15 protein-coding genes are annotated in these 18,845 nt (G+C 49.4%); 4 read left to right on the top strand and 11 right to left on the bottom strand.

Annotated features, from left to right (window positions below; genetic code table 11):
* Nucleotides 1-4: 4 nt before the first annotated feature.
* The 8 genes from pgsA to METBU_RS0119315 all read right to left on the bottom strand — a co-directional run bounded on the left by pgsA (nucleotide 5) and on the right by METBU_RS0119315 (nucleotide 12,239).
* A complete protein-coding gene (pgsA, locus tag METBU_RS0119350; protein ID WP_017842182.1) occupies nucleotides 5-568 on the bottom strand; it encodes a CDP-diacylglycerol--glycerol-3-phosphate 3-phosphatidyltransferase in 564 nt (187 codons plus the stop codon).
* Complete coding sequence (gene uvrC, locus METBU_RS0119345; RefSeq protein WP_235726429.1) at nucleotides 558-2,387, bottom strand: excinuclease ABC subunit UvrC; 1,830 nt, start codon at nucleotides 2,385-2,387, stop codon at nucleotides 558-560. The genes pgsA and uvrC overlap by 11 nt, the downstream gene beginning before the upstream one ends.
* 8 nt (nucleotides 2,388-2,395) lie before the next feature.
* Entirely contained in the window at nucleotides 2,396-3,037 is a 642-nt protein-coding gene (locus METBU_RS0119340) for a uracil-DNA glycosylase (protein ID WP_017842180.1), read from the bottom strand.
* 146 nt (nucleotides 3,038-3,183) lie between these two features.
* Nucleotides 3,184-4,515 carry a metalloprotease PmbA gene (gene pmbA, locus METBU_RS0119335; protein ID WP_017842179.1) on the bottom strand — a complete coding sequence of 444 codons (1,332 nt, stop codon included), beginning with the start codon at nucleotides 4,513-4,515 and terminating at the stop codon, nucleotides 3,184-3,186.
* A 357-nt stretch (nucleotides 4,516-4,872) separates the two neighbouring features.
* Nucleotides 4,873-6,312 (bottom strand): metalloprotease TldD, encoded by a 1,440-nt coding sequence (gene tldD / locus METBU_RS0119330; protein ID WP_017842178.1) that lies wholly within the window; start codon nucleotides 6,310-6,312, stop codon nucleotides 4,873-4,875.
* Between the two features lie 8 nt (nucleotides 6,313-6,320).
* A complete protein-coding gene (bamC, locus tag METBU_RS0119325; RefSeq protein ID WP_017842177.1) occupies nucleotides 6,321-6,956 on the bottom strand; it encodes an outer membrane protein assembly factor BamC in 636 nt (211 codons plus the stop codon).
* Nucleotides 6,957-7,360: 404 nt separating this feature from the next.
* A complete protein-coding gene (locus METBU_RS0119320; RefSeq protein ID WP_017842176.1) occupies nucleotides 7,361-8,170 on the bottom strand; it encodes a carbon-nitrogen hydrolase family protein in 810 nt (269 codons plus the stop codon).
* Between the two features lie 250 nt (nucleotides 8,171-8,420).
* Nucleotides 8,421-12,239 carry a YhdP family protein gene (locus tag METBU_RS0119315; RefSeq protein WP_017842175.1) on the bottom strand — a complete coding sequence of 1,273 codons (3,819 nt, stop codon included), beginning with the start codon at nucleotides 12,237-12,239 and terminating at the stop codon, nucleotides 8,421-8,423.
* A gap of 38 nt (nucleotides 12,240-12,277) precedes the next feature.
* Here METBU_RS0119315 and METBU_RS27745 point away from each other — a divergent pair, with 38 nt between their 5' ends.
* Nucleotides 12,278-12,571 (top strand): hypothetical protein, encoded by a 294-nt coding sequence (locus tag METBU_RS27745; protein ID WP_144053594.1) that lies wholly within the window; start codon nucleotides 12,278-12,280, stop codon nucleotides 12,569-12,571.
* 58 nt (nucleotides 12,572-12,629) lie between these two features.
* On the opposite strand, the gene rng is transcribed toward METBU_RS27745, so the two are convergent.
* The 3 genes from rng to rlmH are packed head-to-tail and all read right to left on the bottom strand — an operon-like array spanning nucleotide 12,630 to nucleotide 15,123.
* Nucleotides 12,630-14,084: a ribonuclease G gene (gene rng, locus METBU_RS0119310; protein WP_017842174.1), complete on the bottom strand. Its 1,455-nt coding sequence runs from the start codon at nucleotides 14,082-14,084 to the stop codon at nucleotides 12,630-12,632.
* Nucleotides 14,081-14,656 carry a Maf family protein gene (locus tag METBU_RS0119305; protein WP_017842173.1) on the bottom strand — a complete coding sequence of 192 codons (576 nt, stop codon included), beginning with the start codon at nucleotides 14,654-14,656 and terminating at the stop codon, nucleotides 14,081-14,083. Before METBU_RS0119305 ends, rng begins: the two co-directional genes overlap by 4 nt.
* Nucleotides 14,653-15,123, bottom strand: coding sequence for a 23S rRNA (pseudouridine(1915)-N(3))-methyltransferase RlmH (gene rlmH / locus METBU_RS0119300; protein WP_026130333.1), 471 nt, complete (start codon nucleotides 15,121-15,123; stop codon nucleotides 14,653-14,655). The genes METBU_RS0119305 and rlmH overlap by 4 nt, the downstream gene beginning before the upstream one ends.
* A 462-nt stretch (nucleotides 15,124-15,585) precedes the next feature.
* Here rlmH and METBU_RS0119290 point away from each other — a divergent pair, with 462 nt between their 5' ends.
* The 3 genes from METBU_RS0119290 (at nucleotide 15,586) to METBU_RS0119280 (ending at nucleotide 18,839) form a co-directional block, all read left to right on the top strand.
* Nucleotides 15,586-16,353 (top strand): P-loop NTPase family protein, encoded by a 768-nt coding sequence (locus METBU_RS0119290; protein ID WP_017842170.1) that lies wholly within the window; start codon nucleotides 15,586-15,588, stop codon nucleotides 16,351-16,353.
* Nucleotides 16,354-16,871: 518 nt separating this feature from the next.
* Nucleotides 16,872-17,888 carry an AAA family ATPase gene (locus tag METBU_RS0119285; protein WP_017842169.1) on the top strand — a complete coding sequence of 339 codons (1,017 nt, stop codon included), beginning with the start codon at nucleotides 16,872-16,874 and terminating at the stop codon, nucleotides 17,886-17,888.
* A 117-nt stretch (nucleotides 17,889-18,005) separates the two neighbouring features.
* Complete coding sequence (locus METBU_RS0119280; protein ID WP_017842168.1) at nucleotides 18,006-18,839, top strand: DUF58 domain-containing protein; 834 nt, start codon at nucleotides 18,006-18,008, stop codon at nucleotides 18,837-18,839.
* Nucleotides 18,840-18,845 lie beyond the last annotated feature (6 nt).

Raw genomic sequence — 18,845 nt, 5'->3', positions numbered from 1 at the left:
ATTCCTAACCCTCTCCAAACACACTCCATGCGGCTTTCAAATAATTAATCATCGACCATAACGTCAATATCGCCGCCAGATACAGCAACACATATCCGGATGTCTTAACGGGGATACCGATGACATCCTGTCCGTACAATAAAAACCCGATCGCGGTCATTTGCGCGGTGGTTTTCCATTTACCCAATTGCGAAACTTTGACTTTAGCGCGCTGCCCCAATTCCGCCATCCATTCGCGTAACGATGCAATCGTAATTTCGCGCCCGATAATAATTGCCGCAGGTAAAGCTAAATAAGGCGAACCGTCTTGTTGTACAATCAAAACCAGCACAATCGCCACCATCAATTTATCCGCAACCGGATCCAAAAAAGCACCGAACGGTGTTTCCAAACTCATCTTACGAGCCAAATAACCATCCAACCAATCAGTGATACCGGCCAAAATAAAAATGATTGTCGAAGCCAAGTTGGCATATTCCCAAGGCAGATAAAACACCACTGCAAGCAACGGAATTAAAACAATTCTCAGCAAAGTCAGATAGGTCGGAAGATTAAATTTAATGGCCATTTGGGTTATGAAATTGTTCGTAAATTCGTTGCGCCAAGTCCTTACTAATGCCTGCCACACTCGCCAAAGCATCCGCGCTAGCACCGGCAACGCCTTGCAAACCGCCGAATTGTTTTAATAATAATTGCCGGCGTTTCGGCCCCAACCCTGGAATATCCTCCAAAACGGATTGTTTTTTGGTCTTGCCTCGCCGCTGCCGGTGCCCGGTAATTGCAAATCGGTGTGCTTCGTCGCGAATATGTTGAATCAACAACAACCCCGACGCGCCGGGAGTTACATCCAAAGGCTGCGACTGATCGGTCAAAAGTAGTTTTTCCATACCGGCTTTCCTATCCGGACCTTTGGAAACGCCGACTATCATAACATTGTTTATCTCTAAATCCGCCAATGCCTTTTTCGCTTCGGCAACTTGCCCTTTGCCGCCATCGATAAACAAAATATCGGGTGCCTCATGTTCGCCTTGCTTGAGCCGTTTATAACGCCGGGCAACCGCCTGATGAATTGCCGCATAATCGTCGCCGGGCGTCACACCCTCGATATTGAAACGCCGGTAAGCCGATTTTACCGGCCCTTCCCTGTCGAACACAACACACGAGGCTACAGTTTGATCGCCCTGGGTATGACTAATATCGAAACATTCGAGGCGCTTCGGCAATTCCCGGCAACCCAATTCTTCCTGAAGGCTCAAAAAACGCGCATAAATACCTTGCCGATCAGCCAACTTGCTTTGCAACGAATGCTCGGCATTGACCAATGTCATTTGTAACCATTTTTGGCGTTCGCCGCGTACCTTCGATGTAATCGTAACGGCATGTTTGGCATAAGCTGCCAGAACTTCAGCCAATAAGCCGGCCTCTTCCGGCTCGTGACTGACGATCAATTCGTAGGGCACCGTCTTGTCGAGATAATATTGTGCGATAAACGCCTGCAAAATTTTGCCGGGCTCATCTTGATCGGACAATTTCGGAAAAAACAACTTATTGCCGAGATTCTGGCCCTTGCGAATAAAAAACACCTGAACGCATGCGACACCGGCTCGCGTAGCACAGGCAACGATATCGACATCGCCCCGCTCGCCATGCACAAAATGCTTTTCCAGAATCAAACGTAAACGTGCGATTTGATCCCGAAAATCCGCCGCTTTTTCAAAATCCAAGGCCGCCGACGCATTTTCCATTTTTTCGATCAAACGACCGATCAGTAACTCGCCGTTTCCTTCCAAAAATAAAATACTGTTTTCGACATCGACCGCATAGTTGCTTGTATCGATCAAGTCGACACACGGCGCGGTGCAGCGTTTGATCTGATGCTGTAAACAGGGGCGCGTTCGATTGCGATAGTAAGAATCTTCGCATTGCCGAACCGGAAATATTTTTTGCAATAATTTTAGCGTTTCCTTAACCGCTCCGGCGCTCGGATATGGCCCGAAATATTGCCCCTTTTTCTTTTTCGCGCCTCGATGAAAAGTAATTCGCGGAAAATCCTGTTCGGTAGAAATAAAGATATAAGGATAGGATTTATCGTCCCGCAAACAAATGTTATAGCGAGGCATGAAACGCTTGACCAGTTGGCTTTCCAGCAACAAGGCTTCGCCTTCGGAACTCGTCACCATCACTTCGATCGACGCCAACTGCGCGATCATCGCCTGCTGTTTAGGCGATGCGCTCTGCGTACGAAAGTAACTCGACACGCGGTTCTTCAGGTTCTTGGCCTTTCCTATATAAATGATTTCGCCTTTTTCATTCAGCATTTTATAAATCCCCGGCCGGCCGGTCAGGGTTTTCAGAAAGGCGGCTACATCAAATTCGGCAACAGGCACGGCAACACTCAACGATCGAAAATTCCAGCGATACTACGAAAAACATCGTGAAACATTTCCTCGGTCAAACGCTTGGTTTGCACGTTATAACGGCTGGAATGATAAGAATCAACCAGATATCGCGAATTAGGCAAACGATGCAAGCGATTATGGCCGAAGGGTGCGTCTTTTAATTTTAGACCGCAGGCTTTCAAGACGGCCTGATGCGCGATACTGCCCAACGCCAAAATGACCGTTCCTTCACGCAATTGCGCTATTTCGGCGTTTAAATATCGATTGCAGGTATTGATTTCCAAACCGGTCGGTTTATTTTGCGGCGGCAGGCATTTAACGGCATTGGTGATTCGGCAAGCGGTTAAAACCAATCCATCCTCTTGGCCTTCTGAAATGGGGCGATTACTGTAACCGAATTGGTATAACGCTTGGTACAACAAGATTCCGGCATAATCGCCGGTAAAGGGGCGCCCCGTTGCATTCGCGCCATGCATGCCCGGCGCCAACCCGACCACCAACAATTTCGGTTGTTCGTCGCCGAACGGAGCAACCGGCCGAGCATGATAATCGGGGTACTTGCGTTTCACCTCGCACAAAAAATCGTCCAAGCGTCCGCAATCCCTGCAATCTTGATTGAAAATTTGGCTAGAAGCCATCGATTTGATTGAACAAAACAGGGGATTTTACTTTATTTTGAATTATACCCTTTGCTAGTCAAATTTCGGCGTCGGGGTGCCGAATTTTGATCTACGATGGGTATATCCACTATTTTCAATCATAACAGCTCCACTCATAGAGTGCCTTATTCCCCGGCGATCGACATGCGCTCGATCAATACCGAACCGGTGCGGACGTTGCCTCGATAATCAACGTCATTACCGACCGCGACGAGATTTTTAAACATATCCTTCAAATTTCCGGCAATCGTAATTTCCTCGACCGGGTATTGAATTTCGCCGTTCTCGACCCAGAACCCGGCCGCGCCGCGCGAATAATCGCCAGTCACCATTTTAACGCCCTGCCCCATCAATTCGGTTACGAGCAAGCCGGTGTCGAGTTTTTTCAGCATGCCTTGAAAATCGTCAGGCCCGGTCTCTACGGTAAGATTATGCACGCCGCCGGCATTTCCCGTGCTTTCTAGACCGAGTTTCTTCGCCGAATAAGTACTCAGCACATAGTCCTTTAAAATACCGTCCGCAACGATGTCCCGAGTCCTGGTTTTGACGCCTTCGGCATCGAAAGCAGCGCTGCCGAGAGCACCAACCAAATAAGGCTGCTCGTGAATATGTATGAATTCCGGAAATATCCGTGTATCCAACGCATTGAGTAAAAACGACGATTTACGGTATAAGTTACCGCCGCTAATTGCGCCGATTAGCGATCCGAACAAGCTGGAAGCCACTTCAGCCGAATACAAAACCGGACATTGCCGCGTGCTCAAACTACGCCCTTGCAAACGCCTGATCGTCCTTTCGGCCGCTTTTCTGCCGATGGAGTCGACTGCCTCGAGCAAGTCTGGATTCCTGGCAACGCTATACCAATAATCGCGCTGCATACTGTCGCCGCGCTGTCCTAATACTGCGCAACTAATCGAGTGACGGCTCGATTCGGCCCCCTTCAAGAAACCTAAACTATTGCCCAAAACCCGAATGCCTTGATGACTGGTGACCGTCGCGCCTTCCGAATTCGTAATTTCGGTTGAATAAGAACGCGCGGCATCTTCGCAGGCTATCGCCAACTCGATCGCACGATCCGCCGCGAGAGACCAAGGATGAAATAGATCTAAGTCGGGAAATTCGGTCGCAAGCCAGTCTTGCTCGGGTAATCCTGCGTATGGATCTTCGCTGCCATAGCGTGCGAAACTACATGCGGCGGTCACCGTTTCCTTGATCGAAGCATTGGATAGATCGGTGGTACTCGCCGAACCTTTACGCTGTCCGAAATAAACGGTTACGCCCAAGCCTTGATCGCGATGATGTTCTATCGTTTCGACATCACCCAAACGCGCCGTCACCGACAAGCCGCTATCGACACTCAAACCCGCTTCCGCAGCGGTTGCGCCCTGCAGCTTCGCTTCATCTAAAATGCTTTGGACCAAATTTTCCAATCGACTGATTTCTTCTCGGTTTTGCAAAATAATTCTCTACTTAAAATTAAATCTATAGTAAGCGGTCAACAGTGAGCGGTAAGGAGGTAAGTATTCAGTCCCTCTCTTTGAAAAAGAGGGGCTAGGGGAGATTTTTTAAATAAGTCCCCCTCAATCCCCCTTTTTCAAAGGGGGAGGCCAACAATTGCGACTGAATGGCGGTAATTTGCCAACGGGGTCTGAATACTTACGTAAGGAGAGCAATAGAAATAGCCCTCTTAGGAATTCAAACGCCGCACTGGCAAGGAAGCCGGAGCACAGGCTTGTCTCAAGAACAACGACCCGTTAACTGCTTACCGCTTACTGCTTACTGTTTACCGCTTACTGTTCACCAATCACCAACCATCAAATACTCGTACCGCCGACCGTCAACGCGTCGACTTTCAAGGTCGGCTGGCCGACGCCGACCGGCACGCTTTGCCCATCCTTCCCGCAGGTTCCGACGCCGCTGTCGAGTTCCAAATCGGTACCGACCATCGACACTCGAGTCAGGACATCCGGCCCATTGCCGATTAACGTCGCACCTTTTACGGGGCGCGTCAATTGGCCGTCCTCGATAAGATAGGCCTCGCTGGCTGAAAACACGAATTTTCCCGAGGTGATATCGACCTGTCCGCCACCGAAATTTTTCGCATACAAACCTTTTTTGACCGAGCGGATGATTTCTTCAGGATCGTGCGGCCCCGGCAACATATAGGTGTTGGTCATGCGCGGCATCGGCAAATGCGCGTAAGATTCGCGCCGGCCGTTACCTGTCGGGGATACGCCCATCAGCCTGGCATTTAATCTATCCTGCATGTAGCCTTTCAATATGCCGTTTTCAATCAAAACGGTTTTTTCGGTAGGCGTGCCTTCATCGTCGATACTCAATGAGCCGCGACGTCCCTCGAGCGTACCGTCATCGACCACGGTACACAAATCGGATGCCACTCTTTCGCCGACACGTCCGCTAAAGGCCGATGTGCCTTTGCGGTTAAAATCGCCTTCCAAACCATGCCCAATGGCTTCATGCAATAGGATACCTGGCCAACCCGACCCCAAGACTACAGTCATGCTGCCGGCCGGCGCATCAACGGCATCCAGATTAACCAACGCCTGCCGAACCGCTTCTCGGCCGTACTCCAATGCTTTATCCTGGTTTACGAACATACCGTAATCGCAACGTCCGCCGCCGCCCATGCTACCCTGCTCGCGGCGTCCGTTCTCTTCGACGATGACACTCACGTTCATACGGACCAACGGACGGATGTCGGCAGCCAATGAACCGTCTTGATTAGCGACTAAAACACTATCATGAACACCGACCAGGCTGATAATCACTTCTTCAATGCGACTATCGAGCTTGCGGGTCTCTCGGTCAACCTTATGTAACAAATCGACCTTTTGCTGATCCGCTAGAGATTTGAGCGGGTTAACAGGATGGTAATATCGAGGCCAGCCGGCTTGCTTGGCGATGGCCGTACGCGCATTTTGTCCTTGCCGGACGATCGCTTTGACATTACCGGCCGCTTCGAGCAAGACCGGCAATTCAAGTTTATCGCTATAGGCGAATCCGGTTTTCTCACCGACGACGGCACGCACGCCGGCACCTTGTTCGATATTATGACTGCCCTCTTTGATGATGCCGCTTTCCATAATCCAGGATTCGTAATGACTGGATTGAAAATAGATATCGGCGGCGTCGACCGGAACACTGAGCAAACTGCTCATGACTCGCTCGATATCTTTTTCCTGCAAGCCTGCCGGCGCAAGAATCGTTTGTTTCGCTATATTTAAAATTTCCATACTGTTTATTATTGCCGTTGATGTTTCGGTATGCCGTCTCGCAATTTCTCATAGAGCATCTGCAGCAACCGTTCTGGCCCGTCTTTTTTATTGTCCTCGAGCGGCTCTGGCGCACCTGGTATGGACGGATTTTTTTCATCTTGTTCAGTCACGATATCCGCAGTAATTTCCGTCGTGGACTGTCCTTCGGATAACTGCAACGAATAAATTCGCTCGATATAATCGTCGTCTCTAAATAACCACCCCAAAAAACCTTTCGCCTCGTTGTCGTCGGGATCGAAGCGGACGTAGTAATAACCCGCATCGCGGTCCCTATCGGTAATTTCGATGCGTTGCTGATTTAGGACTAATTCCATTATGAACCAAGCTTTTTCAAAAGGTTCTTTGATGATCAGCTTGGTTCGTAGCGCCGATTGTTCGATCGCAACTTTATCGCCTAAGCCTTGTTGAATCGATAAGGTTGTCAACACAGGATCAACCGATTTTTGTAAGCTTTGCTCGCTTAAAGCGCCCTCGAATTCCGGCGGCCGCTCCAGGTGCAAGGTATCCCGATAACGGACTTCAGTTTCGGAACAGCTCACCAGAACCGCCGGCCACAACAACACGCCGCAAAATTTAACGATGGTTCTATTCGATGGCATCATGACATTTAAAGCAATGTAACCGTAAAAATTGATTTTTCAATAATATTCTCGCTAAGTATTTAGCCGTACATATACCTTTCGCACTTCAAATTTCGGCAGTGTCTAAGAAGGCACCGGGGGCATGCACATCAAGCTAAAAACGGCCAACCTGCATCACCTTCTTTCCCAAGCTAGAGCTCACTGCCATTAAGTTAAGGATTTTTCCGTTCGCCCTGAGCCTGTCGAAGGGTGAATGGAAAAATCCTGGGTCGATAAGTTAAGCCGTCCATGGTTCGACAGGCTCACCACGAACGGCTTAACTTAATGGCAGTGCAAGCTAGAGCTTGGGTAACAGCATAAAATTAAGCGATGATCATAATTCCTATCAGTTCACCGCTAACTGCTTACCGAAAACCAATCGAAATTTAAATTTTCCGGTGCTGTAAAGCGGGGAAAGACAATCGAACTTTTTCCAAGCGTTCGTGGTCGATATCGGCGCAAACGAAGCCGCCGCCATTCTTATGACAACCTAAAACCACACCCCACGGATCGACAATCATCGAATGCCCGAAAGTTTTACGACCGTTAATATGAAAGCCGCCCTGATTCGGCGCAATGACATAGCATAAGTTTTCGATCGCTCGCGCTCTCAATAAGACTTCCCAATGCGCGGCACCGGTTTGTGCAGTAAACGCCGAAGGTACCAACAAAATTTCGGCGCCTTTCGCCACCAAATTACGGTAAAGTTCGGGAAAGCGCAGATCATAGCAAACCGACAGCCCCAACCTACCGAAAGGTGTATCGACAACAACCGGATCATATCCGGGCTCAATCGAATTCGATTCGCGGTATTCTTCCTCGGTATCGGGCACGCTGACATCGAATAGATGCATTTTGTCGTAACGCGCAACGCGCTCGCCACGGTCGTTATAAACTAGGCAGGCAGCTCTGACTTTGTTATCGTTATCGCCAGCCAACGGAATCGTTCCACCGACAACCCAAACTTTGTATTTGAGTGCGGTCGACGCTAAAAAATCTTGTATCGGACCATTCCCGTCGACTTCCTTGACCGTTAACTTATCGGTCTCGTTTTCACCCATCAAGGCAAAGTTTTCCGGCAACACAACCAATTTCGCTCCGGCATTTACCGCTTCGCCGATTAATTTATCGGCTTCTAAAAGATTCGCCCCCACATTGGGACTCGATGCCATTTGTATGGCGGCACATTTACTCATTTAAAGACTCTTGTTTTAATTTTTATTCAGTTTAATTTTTATTCAGAATCGCTCAATGCATAACGATGCGTTGATGTTTTCGTTCAATACTTACCCTTATGAACATTATACCTTTCGCACTTCAAGCCTGGGCGATGCTTAAAAAGGTAATGGGTTCACGACGTCCTTTGACAAGCAACCCGGTGCCGAATTTTGATCTACGATGGGTATAACTACCCTGTTTTTATACTCCGCGTATACCGGGAAGTCCTTAATCGCTATTTTCCGTCCACGGAAAATCGGTAAGCCCTTGCCAGGTTTTGTTAAACAAACCGTCGCCTTCACGCAAAGGAATTATTTGCGGTTCTTCCCAAGAACCTATGATTCGATATTGAGACCCGAAAAAAAAGCCCTCCTGGTAATCTTTCGTCACCGCCTTGGCAATCAAACCGGCTAAACGGCCGACAATTGTACCAGCAATGGGAACCGCATCGGAACTTTTAGGCACGACCCGAACTTGTTGATCCAGCGTTTTATCGTTCAAATTGGCGTTCCCGGAAAGCGTTATTTTGGCCGGCACGGCGTCGACTTCTAAATTTGCGGTACTGGCAATGCCATCGGCTAAATGGATACGTCCCTTGATACTATTGAAGGTTAACCCTTCCTCGTAAACATCGCGAAAATTCAATTGCAATCGTTTAACCCACTGTGAAAACGCTATGATACCCAATACCCGCCCTAATCCAGGTTCTATGCTGAGCAATCTACCGTCCTTTAACTCGATATCCACTTTACCTCGCAAGCGCTCCAATGAAAATTGATAAGGAGCCCCATTCCAATTTAGATCGAGTTTTGCGGCAATACGGGTTTCTTTCATACTTTCATAAAGCCCTAACTCATTAAGCAACCGACCGAACTGCCGGCCGTCGAAAGTACCTTTTAACTCAGTTGTAGAGCCCAATCCTTGATTGATCCAACGCCCGGTCAGATTCATTGTTTCATTTCTATCGGAAACTGTAAGTCGATGAAAATGCAAGCCTTTAGGTATGCGTACGGTTCGCAACACCAATCGCCCGATATCGCTTGAGCGCCAAATCACTTTTTCGCTGTCGATATCGAATAACGGCAACTTTTCCGCGAGGTTATCGGTACCGCCTTCCAATTTAATGCGGCTCATCGCCGTCAGATCGATAAACTCCATGGTCATCCGTATGCTATCCTCACCCGACCGGTCAACAGGTATACGCAAATCCCCCTTGGCCGCCGAACTATCGATCTTACCTACCCATACCTTGCCGCTACGAGTCAACATTAAATCCAGACGACCTAAGTCCATGAATTTATTAATTAACTGCCGGGTTTTTACTTTGATTTCGTGTACAGGTATCGGCTTCTCTTTTGCGACACCGCCCCTATCGATAAAACTAAGCCATTCTTCGAGATTCATTTGATCACGATTCGCTTCGAGCTTAATAATCGGGTCATCCGGATAATCCACTACACCGACCCCGAACAGAAAATGCCCCGAATGTAACGCCTGCTCCGCTATCTCAATCTTGAATGCGGCATTCAATTGATTGTCGTAATTTAATCTAACCGGTAATAATCGCTCGTCGCTCAAATCAAAAACGAGCGATAAGGATCGAGACTGGTCTTTACTTTTTGCGAGTCCGTCGGGCAAGGCCAGCGATAAGCCTCTCAAGTCCGAATTGACCGTCAATTGAGTCGTGCGATTGTCATCGCCCGGCAACACCAATTCCAACCGATAGTCGGTATTGCCTTCAACAAGACCCCACCATGGTAGCTTAAATTGATTTTGCAGATCCTCAACGGCACTTTGCCCCACGACTTTAATCGTAGTTTGTTTCGATTCGTTTTCGATATTCACTCGAATCGGGCTCCCCAACGCAACCGCCTGCATATTGTCGGCGAAAAGCCCCTGTTCGTTGAATTTTAAAGTCCCTTTGATGTTGCCTACCGGTAAATCGAATGAATGCACGACGAGGGAGGCATGATCGAACGTCGCTTCGCCATCGACCTTAATCGGTTTCGGCCCTACTAATGGGATATCGAGATCGAGTTTAACAGATGTGTTTCCGGTAGGCGTTATTGCGGCTCGCAACGCCCCAACCGATGAACCGATCGGAGTTTGCTGCAGAAAATCCAACGCGTTAATAATGCTGCCCTCGGCCACGCCGCTGACCAGAAGATTGGGCTCATCATTCAGCATTGGAATAGTTATTTCGGCTTGCCTAATCGAGCAATTTGCAGTTTCGGCTTTTTTGATATCGACCTTGAGCGACGGCCCGTAAAACAACACCTGCGCATCAACTTTGGTCAAATTCGGCCATTCCGGGTCGTAATTCAACGTCATATCGGAAACATCGAACAAGACTTCGAAAACGCCCTGACTTTCAGCAAAGGGGTAACGCTCCAACTCGCCGGAAAACAACAATCCGCCACGCGGAATACTGCCTGAGATAAAAGCGCGGTCTAACCAAGAGAAAGTATCGGGATCGATACTCCCTACCGGAAGGTAATTTTTAACCTGACCAAGATCGGCAACCGAAAAAGTACTCTGTAATTCCAGTACGGGCGAGGCTTCGCTTTTGGGCAGTGTTAAAAACAAGCGGCTAATCGTTGACCCGGCCGGCACATCTAACCGTATTTGTTTGCTGGAAATAATCCAGGCATCGAGCGTTTGCCGCCAGTCGATCCGCCCTTGCAGACGTTCGAACGATAGCGCTTGCCGAAAAACCCCATCCGGCGCTAACTGCGATTGGCCGGTAGTCAATTGCACCATGCCCTGCTCATCATTGCCGCGGATATATCCAGTTAAACCGGAAAACCCGGGAAAGGAATCGAACCCGGCAAATCCTAAATCGGAAAATAGACCATCGGCGGCAAAGCGCTGACTGTCAATATCGATAAAAAGCGTAAAATCTTCCACATTTCCGGACAACTTGAGTGCCGTCAAACGTTCCGTCTGTTCAACCGGCAATAAACCTGGCCAAGCCACCAACTCGGAAATATTCATCATATCCAGACGATGCGCCGACAACGCCAAACGCTTGAACGCATTCTCTGTATCTCGCTCAACAGCCAAACTAAACTGCGTATCGGTCCAAGGCCGCCGAGTACCTTCGACAGCCAATCGAGCAACATCCAGAACCAAACGTCGGCCATCATCGCGCCACCTAAAGAGCGTTTCGAGTCTATCCAGCACTAAAGCATTCTTTGCCTTGAACTGCAATACCACGCGCGACAGATTAATCTCCGCGACCGCTTCGGATAATTGACTTTTTTGCCAATGCGTCCAAAGCTTAAGATCGCCAACCCCGGATTCAATACTAATATCCGATAGCGATTCGCCCGCCATAATCTCGGCCAAGTCAACTCCGGTTCCCTCAAAATACAATTTGCCGTCTATATTACCGGGTTCGAAAAAGTTGCCATTCAATTCCATCGACACGCGCAATGTATGGCCTAAGTTTTCGGGTAAGCCCGTTAGCAGATGAATTTGATGTCGGTCACCATCGTTTTTGATTACCAAATCGACTCGTTCAAATTGAATGGGTTTGCCGCCACGCATTTCGTCTTGCCAAGCGATACGACTATGCAACAGCTCAAACTTCCCTCCCTGCAGCAACCACAACGGATAATCGGTTTCGCCGCCGGCTTGTAAACCGCCTAGTGTAAAACTACCATCCGGTTTTCGCTGTATCGACACATCGGCACCTACGATCGAGATCCAAGATGCCCCCCAAAGTTCTCGGGTCCAAAGAACACGCCATAAACTAATATTTAAGCGAATCTCTTCAAAATTAACCGGGGTAGAAGAGCGCTGCCCATCCTCAGCCAACACCTTGATATCTTTTAGCATTAACGTCGGCGTAATGCCTCTCATACCGGTCTTTATTCGGCCAATTTCAACCGGGGCATCAATGAGCGCCCCAATTTCTCTCTCTAATTCGAACTTATAACTTTCCAGCCCGCTCATTAATAAACGGACTGCCGTCAAGCCTAATGCCGAAGCAATCAAAGACCCAAAAAGCAGAATTCGCGTGGCCCGCGTAATGTGATGAATCACTTAGCTAAAAACTCGTTAATGCGATATTGAAAAACTACATGAGTCGTTTGAAAAATAAAAAGTATTCAAGGCATTTCCTGATTAGCAAGTTTCTTCAGCTAAAGCCCAAAGATCAACATATCCCTAGCAAGACGGGGTTCGCAAGCCATGCGCGTCAAGCTAAAAACGGCCAACCCACATCACGCTATTTCCCAAGCTCCAGCTTGGGAAAGACACCCCGGAAGCTAGAGCTTCCTGAACAGGTTATCCAAGCTGGAGCTTGGGTAACAGCATATTTTAGTTTTTGCGACTACGACTGGTCACTGCTCGGACACTTGGCTTCGGCAAACTGAAGCATCTTGATAATCAGGAGGCATTTTGTATGAATAACTCAATCAACATCAACCGAAATCATAACAACACGACGTCATATTGTTCCTGATTATATTCGCCCTCGGCCCTGAATTTAATCTGAATATTCAAAAACGCTTCGAGTTCCGCAAGCATATCGGCCTCCTCATCTAGCAACATTTCGACTACCTCGTTCGAGGCCAACACCATCAGCTTCTTTACCTTATATTGCCGAACTTCGCGGATAATTTCGCGAAATATCTCCAGACATACTGTTTCGGCGGTTTTCAGAACACCGCGCCCGCCGCAAGCCGAACAGGGTTCGCACAAAATATGTTCGAGACTTTCCCGAGTCCTTTTACGGGTCATTTCGACCAAGCCGAGCGTGGAAACCTCGGTAATCTTGGTCTTCGCATTATCCTTTTCCAAATGCCGCTCCAAGGCTTGCAAGACTTGTTTGCGATGCTCATGGCTCTGCATATCGATGAAGTCGATAATGATGATGCCGCCTAAATTTCTCAATCGTAGTTGGCGAGATATCGTCTGAGCCGCCTCCAAATTGGTCTTAAAAATCGTCTCCTCAAGATTACGCCCGCCGACATAACTGCCGGTATTGACGTCGACCGTCGTCATCGCCTCGGTTTGGTCAAACACCAAGTGCCCCCCTGATTTCAGCATGACTTTACGATCCAACGCGCGCTGAATTTCCTCTTCAACGCTGTATATATCGAAGACCGGACAATCGCCGGTGTAATGCTCGATCACATCGACGATATCAGGTACGAAAATCTTCGCGAATTCGACCAGCTTGAGATAAGTTTCCTTAGAATCGACACGTACCCGCTCGATACCCTCTTTGTATAGATCCCGAAGCGTTCTGACACTCAGCGGTAAGTCTTTGTGAATGAACTGCTTGGGTTGAGCACTGTTGATGCTATCGGAAATCGTTTTCCAGAGTTTGAGAAGAAACGTCATGTCGGAATACAAAACCGCTTCCTCGACGCATTCGGCTGCCGTACGCGCAATAAAGCCTCCGCATTGGTTTTTTTCGCGAAACGATTCGAGACAGGCACGGAGTCTAGCACGCTCAGCATCGCACTCGATCCGTTGGGACACGCCGCAATTATTCGCATAGGGCATGTAGACCTGATAACGCGACGGGATCGAGATTTCCGTGGTCAAGCGCGCGCCTTTCGAACCGATCGGGTCCTTGGTCACTTGCACGACGATATGCTGGCCCTCGTGCAGATAGCTTTCGATATTCGCCGACCCTTTTTTTTCCAAATCTTTACTACATAAATCGGACAAGTGTAAAAAAGCGGCTCTGGACAAACCGATATCGACAAAGGCCGCTTGCATGCCGGGCAACACCCGGCATACTTCGCCTTTATAGATATTACCGACCAAGCCGCGCTGACGACTGCGCTCGATGATCAGTTCCTGCAAAACGCCGTTTTCGACGACGGCGACACGAGTTTCCGGCGGCGTGACATTGATTAAAATTTCTTCACTCATTTGAAAATCGTTATCCCTTGTTTCGCTAAAAGTTCAGCCGTCTCGAACAGCGGCAAGCCCACCACGCCGCTAAAACTGCCGGTAATCGATTTGACGAACACGCTCCCTAAACCCTGAATCGCATAAGCGCCTGCTTTATCGGCCGGTTCCCCGCTTTGCCAATAGCGGTTCATTTCCTCTTCGTTGATGGAGCGAAAAGTCACATCGGTAATACTAACTGCTTGCCAGTGCTCAGACCCTCTAAGCGATATGGCACTAAAGACCTGATGCGTACGTCCCGACAAAAAGCCGAGCATTGCCAGGCAATCGGCCTTATCCTTTGGCTTGCCCATGATCCGTCCGCCCAAGATCACCGCCGTATCGGCGGCCAGAATCGGGAGCCTTGCATCGCTCCGCTCCAACGCCACGGCCGACTTTTCGGCGGCGATGCGTCGAACATAAGACAATGGCGCCTCACCTGAGTAAGGCGTCTCGTCGATATCGACCGGAAACATCTTAAAACTGACTCCGATTTGCGTTAACAGTTCCTGACGACGCGGAGACGCCGAAGCTAAAAGGATTTGCGCACTCATTCGCGGTGATAGGGATGGTTATTTAAAATACTCCAGGCACGATAGATCTGTTCGGCAACGATCACACGTACCAATGGATGCGGAAAAGTCAACTTGGACAGACTCCAGGATTCGCGCGCCAATTGTTTCGCATCATCGGACAACCCTTCGGGTCCGCCGACCAATAAGGCGACATTCCGCCCGCTTTCGAGCCATCGTTTCAAGGCAACCGACAATTCCGGCGTCGACAAAAGCTTCCCGGGGACGTCTAAGGTAACGACATGCGCGTCTTTTGCGATCGCCGCGATCATTTTATCGCCTTCGTCCTTAACTATCCGGGCCGAATCGCTATTTTTCCCCCGCTTGCCCGGCGGGATCTCCTTGAGCACCAATTCGCACTCTCTCGGCAGCCGTTTAGCGTATTCATCATAACCCGCTTGCACCCAAGTCGGCATTTTATTGCCGATAGTAATCAATTGTATTTGCATGCGCGGAGCATACACAGAAGCCCCATAGCGCGCAATAAACAAACGCTATCGTTTAATGAGACGCATCAAATAAAACCTTGAACAATGGGAAGTCTTACCGTAATACTCATGAAGAAGCCGTCATCGCCCCGGCAAATGAAAGTTCGAGGCGGAACGGAAGGTGCGGTCACTCGCCCGACAGGACGCCGTAAATACGTCCTTGTAGGCTCGACGGCGGCTCGAGCGCCAAGGAAGGCGCGAATGCAGATTTTGCAGGAGCAAAAATCTGCCCTGCCGCCGACGCCTGTCGGTCGAACAACCGCACCCTCTCCGGAAGCGGCATTGGTTCTGTCGAGCGCCGTATATCGAAAAATTAGATACAGAATCTCAATCTACGAACTTTCACAGTAAAATTAGCCTTTCTGCACATCTGATATTTTAACAGTTGAACTATAATTTCAATTTTTACGACCGATCTGCACCATGGCTACCAGTTCCTTTTTCGAGCAGCTATTTAAATGGCTCTTCATTGTCGGCGCATTACTTACGGTCGTGCTTTATTTCAAAAAAGACCGTTTACCGGAGCCGACTTTTTACGATCTCGGTTATCTAGACAAACCGGTTCAAGCCAAAATAAACGCCGAGCCGTTCAAGACTCAGGTCAACGATCAGGAATATACGATCACGCCTTTGTATGACTATGAGTTACACGGCGTCGTCGTCAGTTACAGTGACGCCGATGCCTTCACCAACATCTGGCATCACAAACGCTGGCAAGACTTTTTAAATCTTCGCGACTTATGCGTGATCTGGGGTAAAAATGTCGGTTCCGGCGTTTACCGGCAAATGAAGTTTCATAACGATAGCTGGACATGCTGGGCATCCTGGCAAGACTACGAGACAGGCGCTTTATTCAAGATGAACGCTCTGTCGAACAATCATTTACTAACAGACGACGACCGCATCAAAAAAGCGCTGATGTCTGCCGAACCGGGCGACCATATCCGTTTCAAGGGCGTATTGGCCGAATATGCCAACAAAAGCAATAATTTCTTTCGCGGTACCAGCATTACCCGAGACGACACCGGCAACGGTGCCTGCGAAACGGTTTACCTTAAAGAATTCGAAATCGTCAAAAAAGCCAACCGAGGCATTCGCAAACTTTACGGCCTAACCAAATGGTTGACCATCGTTTCTTTTTTCGGTTTTCTTATCTTCTTTGCGATTGCACCGGTTAGAATCCGGCATTGACCTGAGCAATTCATTGACAAACAGGCTTTGATGGCTTTATATCTTTCGCACTTCACATTTTGGCAATGCTCGAAGAGCCGCCGAATTTTGATCTCCAATGGGTATATTCACGGCGTCTTGCCGGGCGAGTGACCGCGCCCTCCGACACCCAAGGATGGTCATTTGCCGGGGCGATGGCTAGACCTTCATGAACGTTACTGTGAAAGTTCGTGGATTTGAAATCTTAATCTAGTTTTTCGATATTAAGAAACTCGACAGAGAAAATGTAGGTTCCGGAGAGGGAGCGGTTGCTCGACCGACAGGCGTCGGCGGCAAGGACAGCCGCCGTCGAGCCTACATGGATGTATTCACGGCGTCCTGTCGGGCGAGTGACCGCGCCCTCCGCCACCCAAGAACTATTTTGCCGGGGCGATGGCCGGGCCTTCATGAACGAGAGGTTAAAGCTCTACCCAAATAATCCCAACCGGCAGCCCTTTGCCGAATTAATGCTACCGATAACACTTAAACTAAACACCATAATGACCGACCGAAACCTAGCCGATTGGCATAACCGCGCCGCACTGTTCGAACAGGAAATCAACAAAGCCGTGATCGGACTCGAACGTCCGGTACGACTCGTCACGACCGCGATATTCGCGCGCGGCCATGCGATGCTCGAAGGCGATGTCGGGGTTGGTAAAACCACCTTGTTGAGAGCGGTCGCACGCGGCATCGGCGGCGCTTATGAGCGCATCGAAGGCACCATCGATCTGATGCCGAACGACCTGGTCTACCACACCTACATCAACGAAGCCGGCAAACCGCAGGTCGACCCCGGGCCGATCCTGAAACACGGCGAGGAGCTATCGACCTTCTTTTTCAACGAAGTCAACCGCGCCCGACCCCAGGTCCATTCATTACTGTTGCGCGTGATGGCCGAAAAATCGGTCACGGCTTTCAACCGTGAGCATTATTTCCCGCATTTACAGGTCTTCGCCGACCGCAACCGCGTCGAAAAGGACGAAACCTTCGAAATACCTTCCGCGGCCCGCGACCGCTTCATGATGGAGTTGAAAATCGAAACGCCGGAAGACCCGGCACTACAGCGCGAATTGATGTTCAATCCGAGATTTTACGATGTCGACGCATTGATCGAGACGATACAGCCGGGCATCCTCCCCTACCGAGAATTGAACGAAATCAGCCGACAGATTCAGCACCACATCCAAGCCAGTGAAACCTTGCAAAATTATGCCTTACAACTTTGGCAGGCGACCCGTTTCCCGAAAAACTTTTCGATTGCATTAGACAATGTCGACATGGACCGGCTAATCCTGGCGGGGGCCAGCGCCCGCGGTGCCGGAATGCTGATGCGCGCGGCGCGAGTGACGGCATGGCTAAACGGTCGTACGCACGTCTTGCCGGAAGATATCCGCGAAATTTTCCATGAAACGATCGCGCACCGTGTGTTTTTCAACCCGACTTACGAATTGAGACGTACACTGCTCGCCGAACAGCTCAGCCAAAAAATACTGCAGCAGGTAGCGGCGCCCTAAGAAAATTTGCTCCAATCCATTTGTACGCGAAACTTAATCGGATGATGCTCTAAGAATTTTATTATTTATCTTTCCGCTCACTGCTCACTACTAACCGCTTACTACCACAAGCCAACGATGCTCGAAGAATTTCATTATCAACTGCCTTGGCGCACCGCGAGCGCGCACCCTGGTCGTCATGCCGGCAAACACAGCGGCGGCGAACATGAGTTTCACGGGCATGCGCTCTTTATCGCGCGTCCCGAAGCGCACAATATCGATATTCACGCCAGTCTGCTCGACCCGTTCGGCCAATTCATGGTCAGGACTTTTCGCCAGCGCGGCTTGATTTCGGTCAACATCATTGCGGACTTATCGGCCTCGATGGGCTTTCACGGAAAAATGAAAACCCTGGCACGATTTACCGAATTGACGGCTTATTCAGCCTATCGTAGCGGCGATCATTTCGGCTTTTTCGGCTGCGGACTGGATTTATTGCCGGACTTTCATCTACCGCCGCGCTGGTACAAAGGCGGCGCCGCCGAACTCGTAGACCGGCTCGGGCAATTCGACCCCGGCGACAGCCATTGCCGAAGCCTGCTCTCGATCGCCGAGCATTGCCCCCGGCATCGCTCGTTGATTTTTCTAGTCTCCGACTTTCATTTTCCGTTTCATGAAACCGCCGAAATTTTCGATTCGCTGTTGAAACACGACGTGATCCCGGTCGTATTATGGCATCCCCAAGAGTATCGCAATCTGCCGGAATGGGGCCTGGTGCGCCTGGAAGATCCGGAAACCGGTAAAGACCGACAATTACTGATGCGTCCGGCCCTGAAACGCAAAATCATCGCGGCATTCGAGACCCGGCAAGAACAGCTCAAGCATTTGTTTACGCGCTACGGCCGCCAAGCGTTTTTTCTCGACGACACCTTTCAGGCCGATCAGCTCACCCATTATTTCTATGAACAATAAACACTT

The organism is Methylotuvimicrobium buryatense 5G, from assembly GCF_000341735.1.
GTDB lineage: Bacteria > Pseudomonadota > Gammaproteobacteria > Methylococcales > Methylomonadaceae > Methylotuvimicrobium > Methylotuvimicrobium buryatense.
This window is presented reverse-complemented; position numbering and strand designations above follow the sequence as displayed.